Consider the following 23,449-nt stretch of genomic DNA (forward strand, 5'->3'; position numbering starts at 1 on the left):
GGGGAGCCTTGCGGCCATATAATTCCGCGTAGCGCCGCCCCCTGGCGGCGCGAGCGGCCAGGCCCAAGGCCACGCCGTCCCGCGATCTCATAGGACCTTGCAACGCACATCATGCCCGACCTGGAACCCGACACCGTATCCGCCCTTGAAGCCCCAGAATTCGCACCCGCCCAGTTTGTCCGATGGTTTCGAGACGTGGCGCCCTACGTGCATGCATTCCGAGGCAAGACCTTCGTGGTGGCGTTCGGCGGTGAACTGGTGCAGGCCGGCGCGCTGAATACGCTGGTGCAGGATTTGTCGTTGCTGTCGTCGCTGGGCATCCGCCTGGTGCTGGTGCACGGCTCGCGTCCGCAGGTCAACGAGCAGTTGCGCCTGAAGGGTTACACGCAGCAGTTTGACCGCGGCCTGGCGCCCACCGACGCCGCCGCGCTGGAATGCGCCAAGGAAGCGGCAGGCGAAATCCGCCTGGATATCGAAGCCGCGTTCAGCCAGGGGCTGCCCAACACGCCGATGTCGCACGCGCACATCCGCGTCATTTCTGGCAACTTCGTCACCGCGCGCCCGACCGGCGTGCTGGAAGGCGTGGACTACAAGCACACCGGCCAGGTGCGCAAGATTGACGTCGACGCGCTGAAGTTCGCCATCGAGAAAGGCTCGTCGGTAGTGCTGCTGTCGCCGCTGGGCTTCTCGCCGACGGGCGACGCCTTCAACCTGGCCATGGAAGACCTGGCCACCAGCGTCGCCGTAGCGCTGCGCGCGGAAAAGCTGATTTTCCTGTCCAGCTCGCACGGCGTGCTGAACGACGACGGCACGCTGGACACGGAACTTGCCCGCGTGGACGCCGACGCGCTCTTGGCGGGCGGCGAGCTGGATGAAGAAACGCACGCCTTCCTGCAATACGCATCGCTGGCGGTCAAGCGCGGCGTGGCGCGCGCCCACCTGCTGCCGTTTGCGCTGGATGGCAGCGTGCTGCTTGAAATCTTCACCCACGATGGCGTGGGCACCATGGTGGTGGAAGACACGCTGGACGATCTGCGCGCCGCCACCATCGACGACGTGGGCGCCATTCTGAGCCTGATCGAACCGCTCGAAGCCGACGGCACCCTGGTGCCGCGCCCGCGCAGCGTGATCGAACGCGACGTGGAAAACTTCACGGTGCTGGAGCACGACGGCGTGATTTACGGCTGCGCCGCGCTGCATACGTTTGCCGACGAGCAGATGGCCGAAATGGCCTGCCTGATCGTGCACCCCGAATGGCAAGGCTCCGGCGAAGGCGAAATCCTCTTGCGCCACATGGAATCGCGCGCGCGCGCCACCGGCGCCAAGCGCCTGTTCGTGCTGACCACGCGCACGTCGCACTGGTTCATGAAGCGCGGTTTCGTGCAGGGGGGCATTACCGACCTGCCCCGCGAAAAGCAGAACAACTACAACCGTTCGCGCAACAGCCTCGTCTTCATCAAGAAGCTGTAACCGGCCGGCGACGGCCTGGCCGGGCGGCCCCGCCCCGGCGGCCAGACCGCAGGGCTTGAAGGGGCTTGGCGCCCGCAGGACGCCAAGCCCGCTAAAATACGCCGTTATCTATCTTTCCGGCAGCGAACCATGTCCCGTATCGTCAACTGTGTGAAATTGAAGCGTGAAGCCGAAGGGCTGGATTTTCCTCCCTACCCCGGCGAGCTCGGCACCAAGATCTGGCAGAGCATTTCCAAGGAAGCTTGGGAAGAATGGAAGGCGATCCAGACCCGTCTGGTCAACGAAAACCGCCTGAACCTGGCTGACGCCCGCGCACGCAAGTACCTCAAGGAACAGATGGAACGTTTCCTGTTCGAAGACGGCACCGTCGAAGCCCACGGCTACGTTCCGCCGTCGGCCTGATCTGGCTACGCCGCCATGCCAACAGGCAACGCGCGGCTCCCCCACGAAGCCCCTCGTCCGCGAGGGGCTTCGTGTTTTCCGGCGTATCCAAGCTTTATCGTGGCGCGCAAACGCGCAGCCCTTAAGATTGCAAGAATTCAGGCCGTATTAAGGCTGTCATGAAAGAAGAATCGCACTCGCCCTGTCCTGCTGACCCGCCGTCGTCCATCCAGCGCGCCGTGGCGATTGCCCCTGATCGCAAGACGGGCACGCTGCAAGATGTGCAGCACGTCGTCATCCTGATGCAGGAAAACCGGTCGTTCGACCATTACTTCGGCACCCTGCCCGGCGTGCGCGGCTTTGCCGACCCGCATCCTTTGCCCACGTTGGCAGGCAACGTGCTGACGCAGATGGACGGCGATACGCAATGCCGCCCCTATGCGCTGCAAGCGGAATACGCCAGCCACACGCCGGTTGGCTACATCACGCCGCACACCTGGGACGACGCGCAACGCGCCTGGAACGACGGCCGCATGGACCAATGGCTGTCCGCCAAGAGCCGTTTGGGCATGGGCGCTTACACAAGCGCCGACGTGCCTTTCCAGACCGCGCTGGCCAACGCCTTCACGGTATGTGACGCCTACCACTGTTCGCTGCAAGGCGGCACCAATCCGAATCGCCTGTTCTTGTGGACCGGCACGAATGACCCCGCTGGCCTGGCGGGCGGCCCCGCGCTGGTCAATCACTTTGACCGCTTGGGCCCCGCCGGCGAAGGCTACGCCTGGACCACCTACCCCGAGCGCTTGCAGCAAGCCGGCGTGGACTGGCGCATCTATCAGGACATGGCAGACAACTTCCACGACAACCCGCTGGCCGGTTTCCAGCAATACCGCCGCGAACACGCGAGCGGCGCGGCGCAAGCCCCGTTGCGCGACCGCGGCCTGTCCACCTGCACGCTGGATGATCTGGCCCGCGACGCCGCTGCCGGCACGCTGCCGCAAGTGTCCTGGATCATTGCGCCCACCGCAGACTCCGAGCACCCCGAGGTCTCGTCGCCCCAGCAAGGCGGCGCTTACACGGAACGGGTGCTGGACATCCTGACGGCGAACCCGGACACCTGGAGCCGCTGCGTGTTTCTCGTCACCTATGACGAGAACGACTGTTTCTTCGACCACATGCCGCCGCCCGCACCGCCGGCCCGCGGCGCCGATGGCGAGTCCGGCGGCCTGTCTACGGTGGAACTGGACGGCGAATACCACGACGCGCGGCACGGCCGCAGCGCCGCCACCGCCGAAGACCCGGCCAGCCTGCATGGCCGGGGTTTCGGGTTGGGGCCGCGTGTGCCGATGCTGGTGGTGTCGCCGTGGAGCCGTGGCGGCTGGGTCAATTCACAGGTGTTTGACCACACGTCGGTGATCCGCTTTCTTGAAGCCCGCTTCGGCGTGGAAGAACCCAACATCAGCCCGTGGCGCCGCGCCGTGGCCGGGGACCTGACGTCCGCCTTCGACTTCGCGGGCGACCGGGGCGCGCATCATCACGATAGCAACCGCCACGCCTGTCCGCTGCCGTATGCGCTGGATGCCGTGGGCCGCATCACCGCCGATGGCGAGCACTACCGGCTGACCTTGCGCAACCCTGGCACCGTGGCCGCCGTGCTGCATGTGTACGACCGCAACGATCTGGCGCGCGCCCCGCGCCGCTACACCGTGGGCGCGGGCGCCCGCCTGGATGACGGGTGGCGCTTGGGCGACGGCGGCGCGTACGACCTCTGGCTGCTTGGGCCCGATGGATTTCACCGGCAATTCCGCGGTGATGCGCGCGATGCCGGCCTGCTAGAGACGCAACTGGTGCCCGTCACGTCGGGCCTGCGCCTGCGTCTGGTCAACCACAGCGACATGCCGCAGCCCCTCAAGGTGGAATCCCACATGGGCGATGGCTGGCGCGCCATGGCGCACGTGCAGGCGGGCGGCGCGCTGGAGCTCAAGTACGCCGGGTGCGAAGGGTGGTACGACCTGGAGATCAGCACCCCCGCCATGCCGGCGTTCGGACGCCGTCTGGCTGGCCGCATCGATGCCGGCAAGCCCGGCGTGCCTGATCCCCGCCTTTGTGTGGGCGCTACCCTGCCGCTGTAAATACAGTGCGGCAGTAAAAAACCCCAGGGCGGATGCGCTGGGGTTTTTGATTGGCCGTGCAAGCCGCACGGGCCGCAGAGGCGGCAGAGGCTTACTTGTCGTCCTCGTCCGACTCTTCTTCACCGCGCGCCAGGCGCTCGGTGTTCTTCACGCCGGTGTGACGCACGTCGGCGCCCTTGACCATGTAGATGACGCGTTCGGACATGTTCTTGGCGTGGTCGCCAATACGTTCCAGCGCGCGCGCGATGAAGATCATGTCGATGGCGCGCGAGATGGTGCGCGGGTCTTCGATCATGTAGGTGATCAGGTGACGCAGCGCGCCCTTCCATTCCTTGTCCACTTCCTTGTCGCTGCGCACGACGGCGGCGGCCAGAATCGGGTCAAGGCGTGCGAACGCGTCCAGCGCCTGGTGCAGCATGGTGCGCACATTGGCGGCCATGTGGCGCAGTTCGATCACGGGGATATGGCGCAGTTCCGCTTCATGGATGCGGCGGGCAACGGTGGCGACCTTCTCGGCCTCGTCACCAGAACGCTCCATGTCGGTCAGCATCTTCGACACGGCCATCAGCATGCGCAGGTCGATGGCGGTGGGCTGGTGCCGGGCCAGGATGCGGCTGATGCTTTCGTCGATCTCGACTTCGTGGCGGTTGACTTCCTTTTCCCGCTCGCGGACTTTTTCCACCAGCGACAGGTCGCCGGTGGCCAGCGCGTCGATCGCTTCCTGGATCATGGCTTCCACCAAGCCGCCCATTTGCAAGAACTGCGAACGGACGCTTTCCAGATCGGCGTCGAACTGCTTGTTTGTATGCTCCGTCATCCGGGCTCCCTGCGTGGTTGATCTCATTGCATTGCCCCGAAATAAGAGAGTTACGAGATGGGCCTGCACAACCGGCAAGGTTATGACCCAAGTGTGACAGGATTATGAATCGGCCCTCCGCCGCCCGCAAGGCGGAGCGGCGGCGGCAATGCACGGGCAGCGCAGGAAGGCGGAAAGGGGCGTGGCGAGCCCGAAATTACGCCACGCGGTCCAGGCGGCGAATGCCGTTCTGGGTGGCCAGCAAGGCCACGTCGGCGCCTGCCAACGCGAACAGGCCGCAGGTGACAACCCCCGGCAGGTTGTTCACGCGCGCCTCGAACCCCAGCGCGTCTTTGATCGAAAGACCCGACACGTCCAGGATGATGTTGCCGTTATCGGTGACGAAACCCTCACGCAGGCGCGGCTGGCCGCCCAGCATGGTCAGCGCGCGCGCGACCGATTCGCGCGCCATCGGAATCACTTCCAGCGGCAGCGGGAACTTGCCCAGAGTGTCGACCAGCTTCGATTCGTCGGCGATGCAGATGAAGCGTTCAGCCACCGAGGCAACGATTTTCTCGCGCGTCAGGGCGCCACCGCCGCCCTTGATCATGTACAGATTCGCGTCGATCTCGTCCGCGCCATCTACATAGATCGGCATCGTCGAGACGTCGTTCAAGTCCAGCACTTTCAAGCCGTGGGCGGCCAAGCGGGCGGCGCTGCGCTCGGAACTGGCGACCGTGCCGGCAATGCGGCCCTTGAAACGCGCCAGGCCATCAATGAACAGGTCGGCGGTGGAGCCGGTGCCCACGCCGATGATGGCGTCCGGGCCGGCAACGGCTTCAACGAATTCCAGGGCGGCGTCGGCGGCTTGCTGCTTGAGTTCTTGCTGGGAGAGCATGGCGGAGTAATGCGGGAAGGTTGGTTAAGCCAGGAAATTTAGCATGCGGCGGCGGGCCAGGCCCGCGACAGGATGACAGACGTATCCACCCCAGCGGCGAGTTCACCGAAAACGCCGCCATCGGCAGGCAGGCGGCTGGCGACGAACGCCTGCGCAACCGCGTCGGGCGCGTGCTGGATCAACAGAGCGGCCTGCCACAAGCGCGCCAGCCCGCAAGCGATACGCCGCGCCTGGAATTCCGCCTGGCTGGTATCCGCCAGCATCGACCGCCATTGCGCCAGCGCCTGGTCGAACGCACGGTGCTGGCCGGCAGCGGCTGCGAATTCCTGTTCCAGCGCGGGCAAGGCGTCGGGCTCGCGTTGCAGGGCGCGCAGCACATCCAGCGCCATTACGTTGCCCGACCCTTCCCAAACGGAATTGACAGGGGTTTCACGATAGATACGGGGCATGGGCCCCTCTTCGACATACCCGTTGCCGCCCCACACTTCCATGCATTCGGCCACCGCACTGATTGCCCGCTTGCAGATCCAGAGCTTGGCGGCCGGCGTGCCTACGCGCACCAGCGCGCGGTTCTGCGCGCCGCCCTGCCCGCGTTCTTGCCCGTTTTGTTGCCCGCTTTGTTGTCCGCCTCCGCGCCCATCCACCGCACGCGCCAGCCGCAGCGCCAACACCATCGCCGCCTCGCTTTCCAACGCCAGGTCCGCCAACACATTGCGCATCAGCGGCTGTGCAATCAGCGGTTTGCCAAACGCGTGCCGATGCTGGGCATGATGGATGGATTGCACCAGCGCCTGCCGCAGCAGCGCGGCACTGCCCAGCACGCAATCCAGCCGCGTGGTGGCCGCCATTTCCAGCAGCACCGCCAGCCCGCGCCCGGGTTCGCCCACCATGACGCCCCAGGCGTCTTCGAATTCAACCTCGGCGCTGGCGTTGCTGCGGTTGCCCAATTTGTCTTTCAAGCGGCGCACGCGCACGGCGTTGCGGGGGCCATCCGGAATCCAGCGCGGCACGAACAGGCAACTCAGCCCCTCGTCCGTCTGCGCCAGCACCAGATGCGCATCGGCTTGCGGCACCGAGAAAAACCACTTGTGTCCCACTAATTGGTAGGCGTTGCCCCGGCCCGGCGCGCCCAAGGGCGTGGCGCGGGTGGTCACCGCACGCAAGTCGGAACCGCCCTGCTTTTCGGTCAGCCCCATGCCGATAAGCGCGCTGCGCTTGGCGGCAAGCGGCGCGTCGGCGGCGTCGAACTCGCGCGAGTACAACGCAGGCAGCCACTGCCCCGCAAAATCCACGGCGCCCGCCGGTTCACGTTGCAGCAACGGCACGGCGGCAAACGTCATGGTGGTGGGGCACAAGGTGCCGGCTTCAACCTGCCCTTGCATCAGATACGCCGCCGCCCGCGCCACTTGTGCGCCCGGCACCGGTTGCGCCCAGGCGCGGCTGTGCAAGCCGCGCGCGACGATGCCGCTCATCAGCACGTTCCAGGCGGGGTGGAATTCAACGTGATCGATACGGTGGCCGTTGCGGTCATAGCTCAGCAAACGGGGCGGGCAACGGTTGGCCTCGGCGCCAGCCGCCAGCGTTTGCGCGCGGCCCAGCCACGCCCCATGCGCGGCCAGATCGCCCGACCAGCTTTCGGCCCCTTCGCGGCGCACCGCCTCGCGCAAGGCCGGGTCCGTGTCGTACAGGGAATAGTCTTCCAGGGCGGGCGCCTGGTTCTGCACGGTATGCGTCGCAAACGAAGACATGGCGGCTCCCTGGAGCATTCGGCTATCTATCTGGCCATGGGCGCCACCAACGCCCAGGGCCGCAAGGCCTCGACCTGCGCGGCCAGCTCCAGCAGCAGCGCTTCGCTGCCCAGCGGGCCCATCACCTGGATGCCGATCGGCAAGCCGTCAGACGACATGCCAAAGGGGATGGAAATCGCGGGCATGCCGGTCAGGTTGGCCAAGGGCGCAAAGGGCGAATAGCCGATCACGCCCTTCTTGCCCAGACGGTAGGCCAGGTAATCGGCGTTGTCCATGGCGTAGCGGCCAATGGGCGCGGGCGGCTGCGCCAGCACCGGCGTCAGGAACAGGTCATAGCCGTGCGCGCCATCGCGATGCAGGAAGCGGCCAATGCGGCGCGTGATTTCGTGGCAGGTATCCACGCACGCCACATATTGCGAACCCGAGATCGCACGGGCGTACTCGCGCGCGCCCAGCGTCGTGGGCTGCAATTCATCGGCGGCCAAACGGCGTCCGCGCGCCGCGACGAAACTGTCGATGGCATTGGCCGCGGCGCTGGCAATCAGCGGCAGCATCGGCGACAACACCTCTTCAGACCCCACCGGAGGCAAGGCCGGCACCAGTTCATGGCCCAGCGCGGCGAAAAAGCGCGCGGCCTCGTCCACGGTGGCGGCCACTTCCGGGTGGATGACTCCGCCTTCATAGGTGGTGTTGATGAAAGCGATACGGCGGCGCGTGGCGCTTTGCGGATCGGCCGACACGCGCGCCACCACGGCCCGGTAGGATTGCGCTGGCTGCGCCGGGGCCGCATAAGGTGCGCCCACGTCGGCGCCCGCGCTGATATCCAGGGACGCGGCGCAGTCGCGCACCGAAATCGTCATCATGTGCTCGGTGGCCAGGCCGCCCCAGCCTTCGCCCTTCAGCGGGCCCAGCGGCATCAGCCCGCGCGACGGCTTCAGGCCCAGCACCCCGCAGCAGGATGCCGGAATGCGAATGGAGCCACCGCCGTCGCTGCCGTGCGCGATCCGCACCATGCCGCTGGCCAGCGCCGCCCCGGCGCCCCCGCTGGAGCCGCCCGCGCTATGGCCGGCTTTCCAGGGGTTTTGGGTGGGAGGCCCATAGGCCGGGGATTCCGTCGTGGGGCTCAAGCCCAGCTCGGCGCTGGTGGTGCGGCCAAACGGAATCAGGCCCGCGTGGCGATATCGTTTGACGATTTCGGCGTCGACGTCCCAGGCGACATGGCCGTACAGCACCGATCCCATCGCGCTGGGCAGGCCGAGCGCGGCGGTGCCCAAGTCCTTGAGCAAGGTCGGCACGCCCAGGAATGGCCGGTGCTGCAATTGCGCCTGCCGCTGCTCCGGCGACAGCGCCGCCAGTTCGTCGTCCAGGGCCTGAGCCAGCCGCAGGCCCGTTTCGGCTTCAACGCCGCAGGCCGCGTTGATCGACGGATTGCGCGCCGCTACCCGGTCCACCGCCTGCTGCATCGCAGCACGGGCGGTTATGACCCCTTGTGCGATATCGGCGCCCAGCGCCGTCGCGTCGAGGGAAGAGGAATCATGGCGTTCAGCGGTGCTCATGCTTACGATGCTCCAGGGTTCGACGGCGAAATGCCGCACATGCCAGGATATCGACAGTCTGCGTAGGCAACAAGCACGCGCGGCCCTGGGTGGCCGCGCGACGTCAAGACAAACGGATCAGTTCGTGCCCGTGGACGAGGCGTTGCGCGGCTCGGCGTCGTCATCCGGGTCGTTGTCGTCATCCGCAGTGCCGGCCTCACCCAATAGCCTTAGGGCATCTGCTTCCGGCAAGGCTTCGACGTTTTTCAGGTTCTTCAGCATGGCGCGGGTGCGCACTTCGGTCAGGCCGATCTTGTTGCTGGCCGTGTCCAAGGTCTTTTTCACGCTGGCCAGGGCGTCGCCGAATTTGCCGAATTCGGTCTTGACCGCGCGCAGCACCTGCCAGACTTCCGACGACCGCTGCTCAATGGCCAAGGTGCGGAACCCCATCTGCAAGCTATTGAGCAGCGCCGCCAGATTGCTGGGGCCGGCCACGTTGATGCGCAGGTCATGCAGCTTGTCGAGCAGGCCGGGGCGGCGCAGCACTTCGGCATACAGGCTTTCGGTGGGCAGGAACATGATGGCGAAATCGGTGGTGTGCGGCGGCGCGACATACTTGCTGGCGATCAGGCGCGCCTGCAATTCCACCGCTCGGCCCAGCGCCGCGCCCGCCGCCTTGACGCCTTCGGCATCCGCGGCGTCTTGCGCGTCCATCAGGCGTTCGTATTCCTCCTTGGGGAATTTCGCGTCGATCGGCAGCCAGACGGGTTCGCCCCCGTCGCCACGCCCCGGCAAGCGGATGGCGAATTCGACGACCGCATCGCTGCCCGGCACCGGCTTGATGTTGCTGGCGTACTGGTCGGGCGTCATGTTGTCTTCGATCAGGCGGGCCAGTTGCACTTCGCCCCAGGTGCCGCGCGACTTCACGTTGGTCAGCACGCGCTTCAGGTCGCCCACGCCGGCCGCCAGCGCCTGCATTTCGCCCAGCCCCTTGTGCACGGCTTCCAGCCGGTCGGACACCAGTTTGAAGGACTCGCCCAGGCGCTGCTCAAGCGTGGCATGGAGCTTTTCGTCCACGGTACGGCGCATTTCGTCGAGCTTGGCGCTGTTTTCAGTTTGTAGCGACTGCAAGCGCTGGTCGACGGTGGCGCGCACTTCCATCAGGCGGCGCTCGTTGATCTGAATAAGCCCCTGCAACTGCTCACCGAAGCCCGCGGCGAACCGCGCCAGGGATTCGGCCGATTCCGCGCGCGCCGCCCGGGTGGATTCCGCAATTTCGCTGCGCAGGCCGCGCTGGCTTTCCGCGATATCGGCGCGCAAGGCGCGTTCGGTGCGTTCCAGGCCGTCAAGCAGCGCGTCCAGACGCGCATCCCTGGCGGGCGGCCGCAAGCACGCAAATAACGCCGCCAAACACGCCAACACCGCGCCAACCGCGGCAACCCAAAGCAGAATGTCGTTCAAAAGTGGCCTCTCCAAAGCCGGAATTGTAGGACGCATCACCCCGCCTCTGTAACCAAGCGACATGAAATTGCCACAGATCTGGCCGCTGCCGGCGCTCAACAGGATTAAACTCCCCCTACTCTGAACTGATCGCTCGACCCCATTGAATCCTGCTGACCTCCCTTCCTGTCAGCCTTCGGTGTCGTTCCAGTCCGTCTTCGGCCCACTGGATCTCGACGCCGAGGCTCCGCTCGCCATCGGCGGCGACCGCCACATTTTTCAACACCCCAACGCCGCCTCCCTGCTGGTCAAAGTCATGGACATGCGCGCGCGCGCCGTCTACCTTGAGGCGCGGCCGCTCAAGCGCTGGTACAAGCAGTTTCAGCGCGAAAGCGCGTATCGCGTGTATCTGAACGAGCTCTCGGAATACGTCACCACGACGACCCGCCCGTCTGGCGTATGGCAGGTGCCCATGGCGCGCATCGTGGGCGTGGCGCAAACCTCGTTGGGGCTGGGCCTGCTGGTCGAGAAAATCACCGATGCCGCCGGCAACATCGCCCCCACGGTGACTGACCTGGCCAAGCAGGGCCGCGTGGACGCCAAGTTTTTCGAACAATTGGACGAATTCTTCGACGACCTGGCCGATGCCCATGTTGTGCTGCACGACGTGTCGGCCAGCAACATTGCCTGCGGCCAGAACGCCGACGGCAAGCCGGGCATGTACCTGATCGACGGCTTCGGGGTGCTGCCGTTAGTGCCGCTGTACGCGTGGAGCAAGCGGCTGAACCGCTGGCGCATGTTGCGCAAGTACCAGAAAATGCGCCGGTCGCTGGAAGCACGAATCCGGGCGATGGGGCACGGGCAAGGTCAGGCCTGAAGCGGCCCACCTCGGCGGCCCCACCTTGGCCGCCCTGCCTACGGCGCGTCCGGCAGCGCCACGCCCTGCCGGTCCACCCACACATAGTCGTGCCCCGCACGTTGCCCGCGCCGCAGCGGATTACGCGTGCAGACCGTCGCGTATGCCGGGTCCACATAGCGGTAATGCAGATGCTCGTCGCGCCCCGCCGGGATGCCCAGGCGCGTCGTGCAGATCAGCACCTCGGGTGAATCGCCCACATCCTCGACATACAGCGCATCCGGATCGAAGCGGCGCGCGTCCCATTCCGGCACCCTCAAGCCCAGCGAACGGCAAAGCAGCGTCTGGCCGGCGCACAACCGCGATGGCGGACGCGGCTGGCCATGGGCATCCGGGTTCAACTGCTGCATCCGGGCCAGCGCATCCGGGCCGGAGAGCGCGTCCGTCCAGGGATGAGCCGATTTGATCAGCACGGCGTTGCCGGGTCCTGCGGCGCTGAAATTCAGCGAATCACCGCCGCGCGCGTAATACATATAGATAACGCCGCCGTCCATGAACAGCGCGCGCCGCTTGTGCGTGTAGCCCAGCGACGCGTGGCTGCCCTTTTCTTCCAGGTAATAGGCTTCGGTCTCGATAATGCGGGCCGACAACCACAGCCCGTCCACACGATGGCGGATGACCTTGCCCAGCAGATCGCGCGCCAGCGCGCGGGCGTCGCGGTCAAAAAAGGCATCGGGCAACGCCTTGCCGGCGCCGCGCGATGCCTGGATGGAGGACGCCATCACGTGCAACGCAACGTCAGGCGAAGCGTTCGCCGTAGCGCTTTTCGCTGAAGCCCACGGTGACCTCGCCATCGGGCGTGACCGTGACCGGGCGGCGCACCAGCGCCGGGAATTCAGCAATCAGCTGGCTCCATTCGGCGTCGGTTTGGGCCGACTTGCGATCTTCGGCCAGGTTGCGCCACGTCATCGACGTGCGGTTGACCAGCTTTTCCCAGCCGCCCACTTTTTCCGACCAGGATTTCAGCGTGGCGGCAGGCACGGGATGATCGCGGTAATCCACAAACGCGTGGTCCACGCCATGCTCGGACAACCAGTCACGCGCCTTGACGCAGGTGCTGCACTTGGTCAGCCCATACAGAGTGGTTTGCTTCATTTGGATTCGGACTCCTTGCGCCATTGCAGGCGGTTGGCCAGGATCACGCACGTGCCCACCGCCAGGATGAACAAGGTGGCCAGCGCGTTGATCTCGGGTTTCAGCCCCAGGCGCACCCGCGAGAACACTTCCATCGGCAGCGTGCTGGAACTGGGGCCGGACAGGAACGACGCCAGAACGACGTCGTCCAGTGACAGCGTGAAAGACAGCAGCCAGGCCGAAGCCAGGGCTGGCGCAATCAGCGGCAGCGTGATCTTGAAGAACACAGTGATGGGGGTGGCGCCCAGATCCAGCGCGGCCTCTTCCAGCGAACGGTCGAGGTCGCGGATTCGGGTCTGAATGACGACCGCCACAAACGCCATGCACAGCGTCACATGCCCGACCCAGATCGTGAACACGCCGTTCTCGGCGGGCCAGCCCAGGCTGCCGCGCAATTCCACGAACATCAGCAGCAGCGAAATGCCCAGCACCACTTCCGGAATGACGAGCGGCGCGCTCAGCATGCCGACGTACAGCGCAAAGCCGCGGAAGCGCCCCATGCGCCCCAACACATAGCCCGCCCACGTGCCGATGATGACCGCGGCCGTCGCCGTCATCGCAGCGATGCGAAACGACAGCCAGGCCGCGCGCAGCAGCGCATCGTCATTGAACAGCGCGTGATACCAGCGGAACGAAAAGCCCGCCCACGACGTCACGGTGGGCGACTCGTTGAACGAGAACACCATCAGGCTCAGGATGGGCACGTACAGGAAGAAATAACCCAGCCCCAACACCACGGCGCGCAAGGTCTTGTTGGGACCCTTCATTTGCGGCCTCCGTTCGCCAGTTCCTGCTGCTTGACCTGGTTGTACTGGAAGACGACCAGCGGCACGAGCAGCAACAGCACCATCACGCACGTCACGGCGGACGCCATGGGCCAGTCAGCGTTATTGAAGAATTCGTTCCACATGACGCGGCCCATCATCAGTGTGTTGGCCCCGCCCAGCATTTCCGGAATCACGTATTCGCCCACGGCCGGAATGAACACGAGCATGGCGCCGGCAATCACACCCTGGCGCGACAGCGGCACGGTGATCTGCCAGAACGCCTGCCACGGCTTGGCGCCAAGGTCATACGCGGCTTCCAGCAGACGCAAGTCCATCTTCACCAGCGTGGCGTAGAGCGGCAAGATGAAGAACGGCAGATACGCATAGACCATGCCGATATACACCGCCACATCGGTGCGATAAATTTCCAGCGGGCTGGAAATAATCCCCAGGCTTTGCAGCAAGTTGTTCAACAAGCCATCGTTACGCAGGATGCCCACCCAGGCATACACGCGCAGCAGCAGCGACGTCCAGAACGGCAGGATCACGCCCAGCAGCAGCAGGTTGCGCACGCGCGGCGAGGAACGCGCGATGTAGTACGCGATGGGGTACCCGATCAGCACGCAGATCAGCGTGGTGATGCCGGCAATTTTCACCGAGCTCAGGTAGGTCTTGAAATACAGGCTGTCGGTGAACAGCAGGATATAGCCGCGCAGGTGCAGACTGAACTGCACGGCCTCATCCTGGAATTCCGCCAGCGACGTATACGGCGGGATGCCGAACTTCACTTCGGCAAAACTGATCTTCAGCACCAGCAGGAAGGGCAGCAGCAGGAACAGCACCAGCCAGGCAAATGGCGGCACCACCGCCAGCGCCCGGCCCGATGGCAACCAGTCGCGGGGCGAAAAGCGGATCATGACGCCAGCACCGTCGCGCTGTCTTCGCCCCAGCTGACGAAGATTTCTTCGTCGATACCCGGGGCGTCCATCTGCGCCAGCAGCAGGCTGGGCACGCTGGCTTCCACCGTTTTGCCGGAGTCCAGGCGAATCTGATAGAGCGCGTAGCTGCCCATCCACGCCATGTGGCTGACCATGCCGTGCGCCCAGTTGTATTCACCCGGCGGCTGGTCACGCGACACCACCAGGCGCTCGGGCCGGATGGAGACGTGCACTTCCATGCCCAGCGGCTCGCTCACGCCGTGGTTCACGAACAGCGGCCGCGTCAATTCGCCGCATTCGATGGCGACGTGATCGGGCTCGTCCACCACGATGGTGCCGGTGAACATATTCGTCGACCCGATGAAGCTGGCCACGAAGCGCGAATTCGGGAACGCGTAGACGTCCTGCGGCGTGCCGCATTGGACGATCTGCCCTTCGGTCATGACGGCCAGGCGGTGCGCCATGGTCATCGCTTCTTCCTGGTCGTGCGTGACCATGATGCAGGTCACACCGACTTGTTCCAGAATCTTCACGAGCTCAATCTGCGTCTTCTGGCGAATCTGCTTGTCCAGCGCGGACATTGGTTCATCCAGCAACAGCAGCTTGGGCCGCTTGACCAGGCTGCGCGCCAACGCCACACGCTGCTGCTGGCCGCCCGACAACTGATGCGGCTTGCGGCGCGAATAGCCGGCCATCTGGACGAGATCCAGCGCTTCGAACACGCGGTCGTGGATTTCGGCGCGGTCCACGCCTTCCTGCTTCAGGCCGAACGCCACGTTGGCTTCGACCGTCATGTGCGGGAACAGCGCGTAGGACTGAAACATCATGTTCACGGGCCGGCGGTAAGGCGGCACGCTGGTGATGTCTTCGCCATCCAGCAGAATCTGCCCGGAGGTGGCGTCCTCAAAGCCCGCCAGCATGCGCAGCAAGGTCGACTTGCCGCTGCCAGAGCTTCCCAGCAGCGCGAAGATCTCGTTGCGCTTGACGGACAGGTTGACGGAACGCACGGCGACCACATCGCCAAAAATCTTGACCACATCGGAGACCCGGACGAACTCGTCCGGGTCCACGGTATGCGGCGCCGAGTAACGGCTATCGCTCATGATGACTTATCTTCCAGACTTCAGCTCGGACCACATCCGGTTTTGCAGGCGTTGAATGTTCAAGGGCAGCGCCTTGATCACATACAAGGTCTTGGAGACCTCTGCCGGCGGGTAGATCATGGGGTTGTCGGCCACGTCCTTCACCACGTACTGCCGCGCCTCTTTGTTGGCGTTCGGGTAGAACATGGTGTTGGTGATGGCGGCGTGAACCTTCGGCGTTTCAATGTAGTTGATGAACGCCAGGGCCTCTTCGGGATGCGGGGCATCCTTCGGAATGACCATCAGGTCGAACCACGCGGGCGCGCCGCCCTTCGGGATGAAGTAGTTCACTTCATACGTCTTCTTGGCTTCTTGCGCGCGTTTGCGGGCGATCATCACGTCGCCCGAAAAACCGTAGACCATGCACAGGTCGCCCACGGCCAGCTCGTCGATATAGCCCGACGAACTGAACTGGCGGATGTACGGGCGGATCTGCTTCAGCACATCCAGCGCGGCCTTGTAGTCGTCGGCGTTGGTGCTGTTGGGGTCTTTGCCCAGATACTTCAGCACGGCCGGGAACACCTGCGCGGCTTCGTCCAGCATCGAGATGCCGCACTCTTTCAGCTTGGCGGCGTTCTCGGGCTTGAAGATCATGTCCCAGTTGGCCAGGTCGACGTTGTCGCCCATGATCTGCTTGACCTTGGTGACGTTGTAGCCCAGGCCGTTGGTGCCGTAGCCCCACGGAATGGCGTACTCGTTACCCGGGTCGACCGTGGCGACCAGCGCCATCACTTCGGGGTCCAGGTACTTCCAGTTCGGGATCTTGGACTTGTCCAGCTTCTGGAACAGGCCGGCCTCGATCTGGCGCGAGGCGTAATGGGTGGACGGGACAACGACGTCGTAACCCGACTTGCCCGCCAGCAATTTGGCTTGCAGCGTGTCGTTGCTGTCGTAAACGTCATAGCGGACCTTGATGCCGGTTTCCTTTTCGAAACCCGGAATTGTGTCCGGCGCCGTGTATTCGGCCCAGTTGTAGACGTTGACGACCTTGTTCTGAGCGACCGCCGGCGAAGCCGATGCCGCAACCAGCACCGCGCCAAGCGCCCAGCGCACTCCCGCCCTTAGTTCCATTACGAGACCCCTTGCTGTATGCCGTGTATGTCAGGACTACCAAAAGGCGAAATGATAAAGCCTTTTAGCGATCACCTGCCCAACTTTGCCGGGTAATTGACGCAATTAGGGGCCGATGGCGGCCCCTGGTGTGTCTGGCCTGTCAGGGCTGCACGCCCACGCCCCAGGCCGTCCAGTAGCTGTCGCGCATTTTCATCCAGAAACGGTCGCCCTCTTCGCCCGCCACCTTGACGAGCGAGCGGCGAAGGCGGTCCAGATTGCCCTGGCGCTGACGCTCGGACAACGAGCCTTGCGTGCCGCGGTCGAAATCGATCAGCCAGACGCGGTCATCGCTGCCGATCAGGATATTGAAGGCGTTCAGATCCGCATGCCAGACGCCCGCCCGGTGCATACGGACGATGGCGTCGGCCACTGCGCCCCAGATCGGCTCGGCCAGCGCGTGAGCCAGCGGGCGCACGCCGGGTATGCGTTCAACCACAATGGCCGCGCGGTAGATCGGCCCCTGGCGCCAGTAGGCCGCAGCCAGCGGCGCTGGCACGGCCAGCCCTTGGGCGCGCATGGCGGCCAGCAGGCGGTATTCACGAAAGCTGCGGGTGCGGTCCTCGCCGTTCCACAGATAGGCGTCGCGGCTGATGCGCGCAATCATTCCGCCGCGCCGGTAGCGCCGCAGCACGCCCTGCCAACCCGGCCCCTGCACGAACCAGGCGGCCTGACGGCCGCCCGCGTCCACGGGGCGGGCGCGGTCGCCATAGTGGGCGGGGTTGAAGATTTCGGGTCCGGCTTGCGCCAGGCGCTGCGCGTCGCTCAGCATGGCGCCGGCCAGCGGCCCCGGCCAGGACTGGCGCTGTGCGCCGGATCGCGGGTCGGTGGCCTTGCCTTCAGCCTTCACGGTTGCGCATCCAGTCGGCCACGCCGTAGAAAGATTCCAGCAGCCGTTCCACCAGCGCCGGGGCGATACCCTGGTCTTCCATGGCGCGGCCGATGCAGGTCACCCACTGGTCGCGCTCGATCTCGCCAATCGAAAATGGCAAGTGCCGCGCGCGCAGCCGGGGGTGGCCGAAACGTTCGATGTAGTGGTCGGGGCCGCCGAAGTAGCCGCACAGGAACCAGAACAGCTTGTCGCGCGCGTCGTCCAGGCTGGGGCCGTGCGCGGCGCGCAGTTCTTTCAGGTCGGGCTCCATGTCCATCAGGTCATAGAAACGGTCGACCAGCGCACGCACGCCGGGTTCGCCGCCAAGAAGGTCAAAAATACTGCTGGAATTTTCCACGGGTTCGCTAATGGTATGGACGCGGGTCGTCATCAGGTTTCTCGAAGGGTGACGAGCGGCGGCGTGCGCAACACGCCGCGCAGGGCCAGGGCGCCGCCCGCCCAGGCGCCCAGCATACCCGCGCCGATGCCCGCCAGCCACGGCCAGAGGCTGAGGGTAATGGTGAAATCGAACACCTGGGTTGATAAAACCCAAGCGATGGCGGTGGCCCCGGCCGCGGCCAAGAGGCCCGCCAGGCCGCCCACCGCCCAAAGCTCAATACGCTGGGAACGCGCCAACTGCGTGCGCGTGGCGCCCAGCGCCCGCAGCACTGCCGCTTCGCGCATGCGCTCGTCGCGCGTGGCCGTCAGCGCCGCCGACAACACCAGCACGCCTGCCGCCAGCGTGAACAGGAACAGCAGCTGCACCGCCTTGCCCACTTCATTCAACACGGACTGCAATTGTTGCAGAATGGCGCCCACGTCGAACACGGTCAGGTTCGGAAATTCGCGCACCAGCGCGGGCAGCACGGACGCCTTTTCGGGCGGCAGGTAGAAAGAGGTGATCCAGCTTTGGGGCATGTCGGCCAACGCGGCGGGGGTCAGGATGGCGAAAAAATTGACGCGCATCGTATCCCAATCCACGCGCCGGGTGCTGGAGACGGCGGCCTCGACCTGCTGGCCGGCCACATCAAACGTCATCTTGTCGCCCAGTTTCAGGCCCAGCGACTTGGCAAGACCCGACTCCAACGACACCTCGGACGACCCGGGCGCCAGCCACCGGCCCTGCTCGATCTTGTTAGACGACGGCATCTCGTCCGTGTAGGACAAATTGAACTCGCGGTCCACCAGCCGCTTGGCGCGCGGCTCTTCGTAGTCGTCCGGCCCCACGGGCTTGCCGTTGATGGCGATCAGACGGCCGCGCACCATGGGCGACAGCGTGATGCGGCCCAGCCCTTCGCGGGTCAGCGCATCGGTCACGGCCTGACGCTGGTCGGGCTGCACGTTGATCAGGAAACGGTTGGGCGCATCCGGCGGCATGGTGCGCTGCCAGCCCTGGATCAGGTCGGTGCGCGTCATGGTCAGCAACAGCAGCGCCATCAAGCCTACCGCCAGCGCGCAGACCTGCGTGATGGTGGCGGCGCGCCGGCGCACAACGCCGGCCAGCGCAAAGCGCAGCGCGGGCAAGCCCGCCGCTAGCCCACGCAGCCGCGCCAGGCCCAGAATGCACAGCCACGCCACCAGCGCGAAGACGACGAAGGCGCCCAGAAAGCCCCCCGCCACCACCGCGCCCAGCTTGGCGTCGCCCGCGAACCACCAGATCAGCAACGCGAAACCCGTCGCGCCCAGCGCGTAGCCGAACGCGCTGCGGGCGCTGATCGTGTCCGCATCCCGCCGCAGCACGCGGGCCGGCGGCACATGGCGCAGTTGCGCCAGCGCGGGCAAAGCAAAGCCCAGCAGCAGCAACAGCCCGGTCAACACGCCCTGCAAGGCAGGAATGGCCGACGGCGCGGGCAGGCTGGTGTCGATCAGCGACCCCAGCAGCATCACCAGCACCTGGTGCACGGCATAACCCAGCAGGCAGCCCACCACCGACGAGAGCAGGCCGACCAGCGTAAATTCCAAGGTCAGCATCCGCGACACCTGGGATTGCACCGCGCCCAGGCAACGCATGACGGCGATGCCATCACGGTGCCGCGTCATGTAACGGCCGGCGGCCAAGGCCACGGCCACCGCCGAAATCAGCACCGCCAGCAAGGCCACCAGCGACAGAAAGCGTTGCGCGCGGTCCAGCGTGCGGCGCACTTCCGGCCGGCCCGACTCCAGCGTGGCGACCTTCTGCCCGCGCTTCAGATGCTGATTGAGCCAGGTGGCGTAACCCGCCACGGCATCCGGCTGGCCGGCCACCAGCATGGCGTAACCGATGCGGCTGCCCGGTGCAATCAGCCCGGTGGCAGGCAGATCGCTGGCGCGCAGCAGCACGCGCGGCGCCACGTTGACGAACTGCATGCCGCGATCCGGCTCATAGGTAATCACGCGGTCTACCCGCAGATGCGCGTCGCCCACGTTCAGCGTGTCGCCCACTTTCAGGTTCAACAGAGACAGCAGTTGGGCATCGACCCAGACCGCGCCTTCGGGCGGGATGTCTCGGGTGACGGCGTCGGGTGCGAAGGGGGCATCGGCCACGCGCAGCGCGCCGCGCAATGGGTAGCCGGGTTCAACGGCCTTCAACGCGGCCAGTTGCGCGCCGTCGCCTGCGCCCACCATGGACGGAAACTGCCAGGTGCTGGACAAGGTCAGGCCGCGTTCGCGCGCCTGGTCCAGGAATTGAGCCGGCACTGGCTCGTCGGCATCCAGCACCAGATCGGCGCCCAACATCTGGCCCGCGTCGCGTTCCAGCGCGCGGCTGACGCGGTCGGCCAGGAAGCCCACGCTGGTTACCGCGGCCACCGCCACGACCAGCGCCAGCACCAGCAAGCGCAGCTCGCCCGCGCGGGCGTCTCGCATCATCATCCTGGCGCCCAGGCGCAGGGTGGACCATAAACCGGGGCGCTTGGCCTGTGACATATCAGGGAAATCCATCATTCAACATAGTTAAAAACCGGCATAGACGGCGTCCGAATCCCGATATCATCCCGGGGCGGGAGGCAACGCCGCCCATAAAGATACCTAAATACCGGAGAAGACAATGCGTAAATCCTGGCTTGCGGCCACGATTCTGGCCGCCTGCGCGGCCGCCACATCCCTGCCCTCGGCAGCTCAGAACACCTTGAAGATGGCCTACGCCCTGTCGGCTTCGTCGCACTACGGCGCCGGCGCCGAAGCCCTGGCCAAGTCGCTGGAGGCATCGACCAACGGAAAGTACAAGGTACAGCAATTCGCCAACAGCGCGCTGGGCGGCGAGCGCGAAGTGATCGAAGGCCTGCAGATCGGCACCATCGACCTGGCCATCGTTTCGACAGGCGCTACCCTGAATTTTGTTCCCGAGACGGGGGTTTTCGATATCCCCTTCCTGCTGCGCGACCTGCAACACGCCCGCACGGTGCTCGACAGCAAGATCGGCCAGGACATGCTGGCCAAGTTTCCCAGCCGCGGCATCATCGCCCTGGCCTGGGGTGAACAGGGCTTTCGCCACCTGACCAACAACGTGCGCCCGGTCAAGACCCCGGCGGACGCCAAGGGCCTGAAGATCCGCACCACGGAAAACCCCATCCACATCACGGCTTTCCGCCAGATCGGCATTCTGCCCACGCCCATGGCCTGGCCGGAAGTGGCCACCGCCTTGCAGCAAGGCACCATCGACGGCCAGGAAAACCCGCTGTCGGTGATCACGTCGGCCAAGCTGTCGCAGATGCAGAAGTACCTGTCGTTGACCGGCCACGTGTACGGCCCGGCGCTGGTGCTGATGTCGGCCAACGTCTATGAAGGCCTGTCGGCTGCCGACAAGGCCAACTTCGACAAGGCCGGCAAGGACTCCGCCCAAGCCATGCGCGCCTACGTCGACAACATCGAGAAGACCGGTGTCGAACAGCTGAAGAAGGAAGGCATGCAAGTGTCCGAGGTGGACCGCGCTGCATTCGCCGCCGCTGTGGAACCCGCGTACCCCGAGTACTACAAGAAGTTCGACAAGAAGCTGATCGACTCGATCCGCGACACCAAGTAAGCGGGGCTCGCCCTCTTTTATTTGGTACGTCGTCCTTGTGCCTGGCAGGCCGTCCTTTTGCCAGGCACGCCTTCGATGTTCTAGGCACCTTGTCGTCTTTTTGGACACGTCGTCGTGTTTTAGGCACGTTGTCGTGTTTTAGGCACGTTGTCTTGATATCGGGCACGCCGTCCTTGTATTGGACACGTCGCCCTTGGCGGCGGGATTCCGGTCCCGCCGCTTGCCGTCCCCCATCCTTTGCGCCCCTCGCTATCGGGATTCATCATGCGTTTGCTCTGCGCTTTCGACCGCGGCCTGTTCAAGCTGGTCTCGGTTCTTGCCCAACTTTTGCTGGTGGCCGCCGCGGCCGCCGCCTTCTACCAGGTCATTGCCCGCTTCGTGCTGCATTCACCCGCCGACTGGAGCGAGGTGCTGACCCGCGCCCTCCTGATCTGGACGGTGCTGCTGGGCGTGGCGCTGGCCTTCCGCCATGGCGCCATGATCAGCGTCGAACTGCTGCGCAACCTGCTGGGCGGCACGAAGCGCCGCGTGCTTGAAGCGGTGATCGGCTTGATCTGCGCCAGCTTCCTGGGCTTTCTGGCCTGGATCGGCGGCAACATGACCTATCGCGTGCGCTTCCAGACGGTGCCCAGCCTGGACATTTCCATTTCCTGGATCTACCTGGCGATTCCCGTTGGCGCAACGCTGGCCGCCATTGCCGTGCTGGCCCGCTGGTGCGCCGGCGAAGAAGAAGACGTGCCTGTGCGCAACGACGCGCAAGGCTAAGCCGCCCCTTATCGAACCTGAGCAGCAGATATCGCCATGTCTCAAATAATGATTGTCTCGATGCTGATTTTCTTCGGGCTGTCCGTGCCGGTCGCCGTGTCGATCGGTTTGGCCAGCCTGGCGGGCGTCGGCACCGCGGGCCTGCCGTGGGTGGTTGTCGCCCAGCAGCTGTACGCCGCGCTGGACAAGTACCCGCTTGTCGCCATCCCCTTCTTCATCCTCGCCGGCAACCTGATGGAAGCCGGCGGCATTTCCGAACGCATGGTGGAGTTCGCCAAGAGCGTGGTGGGCGGCATCCAGGGCGGGCTCGCCTGCACCTGCGTGCTGACCTGCATGATCTTCGCCGCCGTGGCCGGCTCCAGCGTGGCCACGACGTTCGCGGTGGGCGCAATCCTGATCCCCGCCATGATCCGGCACGGCTACCCGGCGCCCTTCGCGGCGTCATTACAGGCCAGCGCGGCGGAGCTGGGCGTGATCATTCCGCCGTCGATTCCGATGATTCTTTACGCAGTGTCCACCGACACCTCGACCGGCGAGCTGTTCATTGCGGGCGTGATGCCCGGCATCTTGATCGGCGTGGCGCTGATGTTCTATGTGTGGATCTACGCCAAGCGCAACAACCTGGGCAAGCGCGACGGCGAAGGCCGCCTGCCGCTGTGGCCCGCCTTCAAGAGCGCCTGGCTGGCGCTGATGATGCCGGTCATCATCCTGGGCGGCATTTACGGCGGCGTGTTCACGCCGACGGAAGCGTCGGTAGTGGCGGTGATGTACGCGGTGGTGGTCGGCAAGTTCATCTATCGCCGCTTGAGCTTCAAGCAGCTGTCGGTGACGCTGCACAAGTCGGTGGTGTCGACGGCAGTGATCATGTTCGTGATCGCCAACGCAGGCGTCTTCAGCTTCCTGCTGAACCGCGCAGGCATCCCGGACGCGCTGGGCGTCTGGCTGTCGCAGATCTTCGATACGAAGTTCTCGTTCCTGATGGGCGTGAACGCCGCGCTGTTCGTGATCGGCATGTTCATCGAAACGTCGGCGTCGATCGTGGTGCTGGCGCCGTTACTGCTGCCGGTGGCGCTGAAGTTCGGTGTGGAGCCGGTGCACTTCGGCATCATCATGGTGGTCAACCTGGCATTGGGGATGATTACACCGCCGTTCGGCGTGAATCTTTTCGCGGCATGCGCAGTGGCGAAGTTGCCGCTGGAGCGGTTGATAAAGCCGTTGATTCCGTTTGTGGGGGTGGTGATTGTTTGCCTGATGGTGATTACCTATTGGCCGGGGTTGTCACTGGGGTTAAGGGATTTGGTTTACGGGAAGTGAGCGGGTTTTTTGAGGCTCGCGGTGCGGCTTGCTTAAGCGGGTTCCGGAAGTGGCTTGCGGAAGTGGCTTGCGGAAGTGGCTTGCGTAGGTCG

The 23,449-nt window shown here is 65.1% G+C and carries 21 protein-coding genes; 7 read left to right on the forward strand and 14 right to left on the reverse strand.

Annotation, left to right across the window (positions count from 1 at the left end; all coding sequences use genetic code 11):
• Window positions 1–111: 111 nt before the first annotated feature.
• The 3 genes from argA to HV765_RS30495 all read left to right on the forward strand — a co-directional run bounded on the left by argA (window position 112) and on the right by HV765_RS30495 (window position 3,983).
• Entirely contained in the window at window positions 112–1,470 is a 1,359-nt protein-coding gene (gene argA / locus HV765_RS30485; RefSeq protein ID WP_054428111.1) for an amino-acid N-acetyltransferase, read from the forward strand.
• A 129-nt stretch (window positions 1,471–1,599) separates the two neighbouring features.
• Complete coding sequence (locus tag HV765_RS30490) at window positions 1,600–1,872, forward strand: oxidative damage protection protein (protein WP_006218476.1); 273 nt, start codon at window positions 1,600–1,602, stop codon at window positions 1,870–1,872.
• Window positions 1,873–2,030: 158 nt separating this feature from the next.
• Window positions 2,031–3,983: a phosphocholine-specific phospholipase C gene (locus tag HV765_RS30495; protein WP_175171989.1), complete on the forward strand. Its 1,953-nt coding sequence runs from the start codon at window positions 2,031–2,033 to the stop codon at window positions 3,981–3,983.
• Between the two features lie 91 nt (window positions 3,984–4,074).
• Here HV765_RS30495 and phoU read toward each other — a convergent pair whose 3' ends face one another.
• From phoU to HV765_RS30520, 5 genes are all read right to left on the reverse strand, one after another.
• A complete protein-coding gene (phoU, locus tag HV765_RS30500; protein ID WP_175171991.1) occupies window positions 4,075–4,800 on the reverse strand; it encodes a phosphate signaling complex protein PhoU in 726 nt (241 codons plus the stop codon).
• A gap of 196 nt (window positions 4,801–4,996) precedes the next feature.
• On the reverse strand, window positions 4,997–5,677 hold the full coding sequence (gene rpiA, locus HV765_RS30505; protein ID WP_054428114.1) for a ribose-5-phosphate isomerase RpiA: 681 nt from the start codon (window positions 5,675–5,677) through the stop codon (window positions 4,997–4,999).
• A gap of 38 nt (window positions 5,678–5,715) precedes the next feature.
• Entirely contained in the window at window positions 5,716–7,425 is a 1,710-nt protein-coding gene (locus tag HV765_RS30510) for an isovaleryl-CoA dehydrogenase (RefSeq protein WP_175171993.1), read from the reverse strand.
• A gap of 26 nt (window positions 7,426–7,451) precedes the next feature.
• The gene (locus HV765_RS30515) at window positions 7,452–8,981 is read right to left on the reverse strand and encodes an amidase (RefSeq protein WP_054428116.1); all 1,530 of its coding nucleotides are present in this window, start codon (window positions 8,979–8,981) and stop codon (window positions 7,452–7,454) included.
• Between the two features lie 117 nt (window positions 8,982–9,098).
• Complete coding sequence (locus HV765_RS30520) at window positions 9,099–10,457, reverse strand: DNA recombination protein RmuC (protein ID WP_420840201.1); 1,359 nt, start codon at window positions 10,455–10,457, stop codon at window positions 9,099–9,101.
• A gap of 142 nt (window positions 10,458–10,599) precedes the next feature.
• On the opposite strand from HV765_RS30520, the gene HV765_RS30525 reads away from it, so the two are divergent.
• Window positions 10,600–11,277 carry a PhoP regulatory network YrbL family protein gene (locus HV765_RS30525; protein ID WP_245636527.1) on the forward strand — a complete coding sequence of 226 codons (678 nt, stop codon included), beginning with the start codon at window positions 10,600–10,602 and terminating at the stop codon, window positions 11,275–11,277.
• A gap of 38 nt (window positions 11,278–11,315) precedes the next feature.
• Here the strand turns inward: HV765_RS30525 and HV765_RS30530 are convergent, their stop codons facing one another.
• From HV765_RS30530 to HV765_RS30570, 9 genes are all read right to left on the reverse strand, one after another.
• On the reverse strand, window positions 11,316–12,038 hold the full coding sequence (locus HV765_RS30530; RefSeq protein WP_175171997.1) for a DNA-3-methyladenine glycosylase: 723 nt from the start codon (window positions 12,036–12,038) through the stop codon (window positions 11,316–11,318).
• 16 nt (window positions 12,039–12,054) lie between these two features.
• The gene (locus HV765_RS30535; protein ID WP_175171998.1) at window positions 12,055–12,411 is read right to left on the reverse strand and encodes a Spx/MgsR family RNA polymerase-binding regulatory protein; all 357 of its coding nucleotides are present in this window, start codon (window positions 12,409–12,411) and stop codon (window positions 12,055–12,057) included.
• The gene (locus HV765_RS30540) at window positions 12,408–13,217 is read right to left on the reverse strand and encodes an ABC transporter permease subunit (RefSeq protein WP_054428120.1); all 810 of its coding nucleotides are present in this window, start codon (window positions 13,215–13,217) and stop codon (window positions 12,408–12,410) included. The genes HV765_RS30535 and HV765_RS30540 overlap by 4 nt, the downstream gene beginning before the upstream one ends.
• Window positions 13,214–14,134, reverse strand: a complete 921-nt coding sequence (locus tag HV765_RS30545; RefSeq protein ID WP_054428121.1) for an ABC transporter permease subunit — start codon at window positions 14,132–14,134, stop codon at window positions 13,214–13,216. Before HV765_RS30545 ends, HV765_RS30540 begins: the two co-directional genes overlap by 4 nt.
• The gene (locus tag HV765_RS30550; protein WP_054428122.1) at window positions 14,131–15,258 is read right to left on the reverse strand and encodes an ABC transporter ATP-binding protein; all 1,128 of its coding nucleotides are present in this window, start codon (window positions 15,256–15,258) and stop codon (window positions 14,131–14,133) included. Before HV765_RS30550 ends, HV765_RS30545 begins: the two co-directional genes overlap by 4 nt.
• Before the next feature lie 6 nt (window positions 15,259–15,264).
• A complete protein-coding gene (locus tag HV765_RS30555) occupies window positions 15,265–16,368 on the reverse strand; it encodes a polyamine ABC transporter substrate-binding protein (protein ID WP_054428123.1) in 1,104 nt (367 codons plus the stop codon).
• A 142-nt stretch (window positions 16,369–16,510) separates the two neighbouring features.
• Window positions 16,511–17,179, reverse strand: a complete 669-nt coding sequence (locus tag HV765_RS30560) for a 3-deoxy-D-manno-octulosonic acid kinase (protein WP_245636528.1) — start codon at window positions 17,177–17,179, stop codon at window positions 16,511–16,513.
• Between the two features lie 67 nt (window positions 17,180–17,246).
• A complete protein-coding gene (locus tag HV765_RS30565; RefSeq protein WP_175172000.1) occupies window positions 17,247–17,669 on the reverse strand; it encodes a group II truncated hemoglobin in 423 nt (140 codons plus the stop codon).
• A complete protein-coding gene (locus HV765_RS30570) occupies window positions 17,669–20,200 on the reverse strand; it encodes an ABC transporter permease (protein WP_082387329.1) in 2,532 nt (843 codons plus the stop codon). The genes HV765_RS30565 and HV765_RS30570 overlap by 1 nt, the downstream gene beginning before the upstream one ends.
• A gap of 103 nt (window positions 20,201–20,303) precedes the next feature.
• On the opposite strand from HV765_RS30570, the gene HV765_RS30575 reads away from it, so the two are divergent.
• The 3 genes from HV765_RS30575 to HV765_RS30585 all read left to right on the forward strand — a co-directional run bounded on the left by HV765_RS30575 (window position 20,304) and on the right by HV765_RS30585 (window position 23,357).
• Window positions 20,304–21,278: a TRAP transporter substrate-binding protein gene (locus HV765_RS30575; RefSeq protein WP_054428126.1), complete on the forward strand. Its 975-nt coding sequence runs from the start codon at window positions 20,304–20,306 to the stop codon at window positions 21,276–21,278.
• A 264-nt stretch (window positions 21,279–21,542) separates the two neighbouring features.
• Window positions 21,543–22,043 carry a TRAP transporter small permease gene (locus HV765_RS30580; protein ID WP_175172002.1) on the forward strand — a complete coding sequence of 167 codons (501 nt, stop codon included), beginning with the start codon at window positions 21,543–21,545 and terminating at the stop codon, window positions 22,041–22,043.
• Between the two features lie 36 nt (window positions 22,044–22,079).
• Window positions 22,080–23,357, forward strand: a complete 1,278-nt coding sequence (locus HV765_RS30585; RefSeq protein ID WP_175172003.1) for a TRAP transporter large permease — start codon at window positions 22,080–22,082, stop codon at window positions 23,355–23,357.
• The last annotated feature ends 92 nt before the right edge of the window (window positions 23,358–23,449 follow it).

The sequence above is a fragment of the Achromobacter kerstersii genome, from assembly GCF_902859595.1.
Lineage (GTDB): Bacteria > Pseudomonadota > Gammaproteobacteria > Burkholderiales > Burkholderiaceae_B > Achromobacter > Achromobacter kerstersii.

Bases quoted from the DNA above. Each gene is read 5' to 3' on its own strand.
- argA (WP_054428111.1), top strand. From the start codon at position 112: ATGCCCGACCTGGAACCCGACACCGTATCCGCCCTTGAAGCCCCAGAA.
- HV765_RS30490 (WP_006218476.1), top strand. From the start codon at position 1,600: ATGTCCCGTATCGTCAACTGTGTGAAATTGAAGCGTGAAGCCGAAGGG.
- HV765_RS30495 (WP_175171989.1), top strand. From the start codon at position 2,031: ATGAAAGAAGAATCGCACTCGCCCTGTCCTGCTGACCCGCCGTCGTCC.
- phoU (WP_175171991.1), bottom strand. From the start codon at position 4,800: ATGACGGAGCATACAAACAAGCAGTTCGACGCCGATCTGGAAAGCGTC.
- rpiA (WP_054428114.1), bottom strand. From the start codon at position 5,677: ATGCTCTCCCAGCAAGAACTCAAGCAGCAAGCCGCCGACGCCGCCCTG.
- HV765_RS30510 (WP_175171993.1), bottom strand. From the start codon at position 7,425: ATGTCTTCGTTTGCGACGCATACCGTGCAGAACCAGGCGCCCGCCCTG.
- HV765_RS30515 (WP_054428116.1), bottom strand. From the start codon at position 8,981: ATGAGCACCGCTGAACGCCATGATTCCTCTTCCCTCGACGCGACGGCG.
- HV765_RS30520 (WP_420840201.1), bottom strand. From the start codon at position 10,457: ATGCGTCCTACAATTCCGGCTTTGGAGAGGCCACTTTTGAACGACATT.
- HV765_RS30530 (WP_175171997.1), bottom strand. From the start codon at position 12,038: ATGGCGTCCTCCATCCAGGCATCGCGCGGCGCCGGCAAGGCGTTGCCC.
- HV765_RS30535 (WP_175171998.1), bottom strand. From the start codon at position 12,411: ATGAAGCAAACCACTCTGTATGGGCTGACCAAGTGCAGCACCTGCGTC.
- HV765_RS30540 (WP_054428120.1), bottom strand. From the start codon at position 13,217: ATGAAGGGTCCCAACAAGACCTTGCGCGCCGTGGTGTTGGGGCTGGGT.
- HV765_RS30545 (WP_054428121.1), bottom strand. From the start codon at position 14,134: ATGATCCGCTTTTCGCCCCGCGACTGGTTGCCATCGGGCCGGGCGCTG.
- HV765_RS30550 (WP_054428122.1), bottom strand. From the start codon at position 15,258: ATGAGCGATAGCCGTTACTCGGCGCCGCATACCGTGGACCCGGACGAG.
- HV765_RS30555 (WP_054428123.1), bottom strand. From the start codon at position 16,368: ATGGAACTAAGGGCGGGAGTGCGCTGGGCGCTTGGCGCGGTGCTGGTT.
- HV765_RS30560 (WP_245636528.1), bottom strand. From the start codon at position 17,179: ATGCTGAGCGACGCGCAGCGCCTGGCGCAAGCCGGACCCGAAATCTTC.
- HV765_RS30565 (WP_175172000.1), bottom strand. From the start codon at position 17,669: ATGACGACCCGCGTCCATACCATTAGCGAACCCGTGGAAAATTCCAGC.
- HV765_RS30570 (WP_082387329.1), bottom strand. From the start codon at position 20,200: ATGATGGATTTCCCTGATATGTCACAGGCCAAGCGCCCCGGTTTATGG.
- HV765_RS30575 (WP_054428126.1), top strand. From the start codon at position 20,304: ATGCGTAAATCCTGGCTTGCGGCCACGATTCTGGCCGCCTGCGCGGCC.
- HV765_RS30580 (WP_175172002.1), top strand. From the start codon at position 21,543: ATGCGTTTGCTCTGCGCTTTCGACCGCGGCCTGTTCAAGCTGGTCTCG.
- HV765_RS30585 (WP_175172003.1), top strand. From the start codon at position 22,080: ATGTCTCAAATAATGATTGTCTCGATGCTGATTTTCTTCGGGCTGTCC.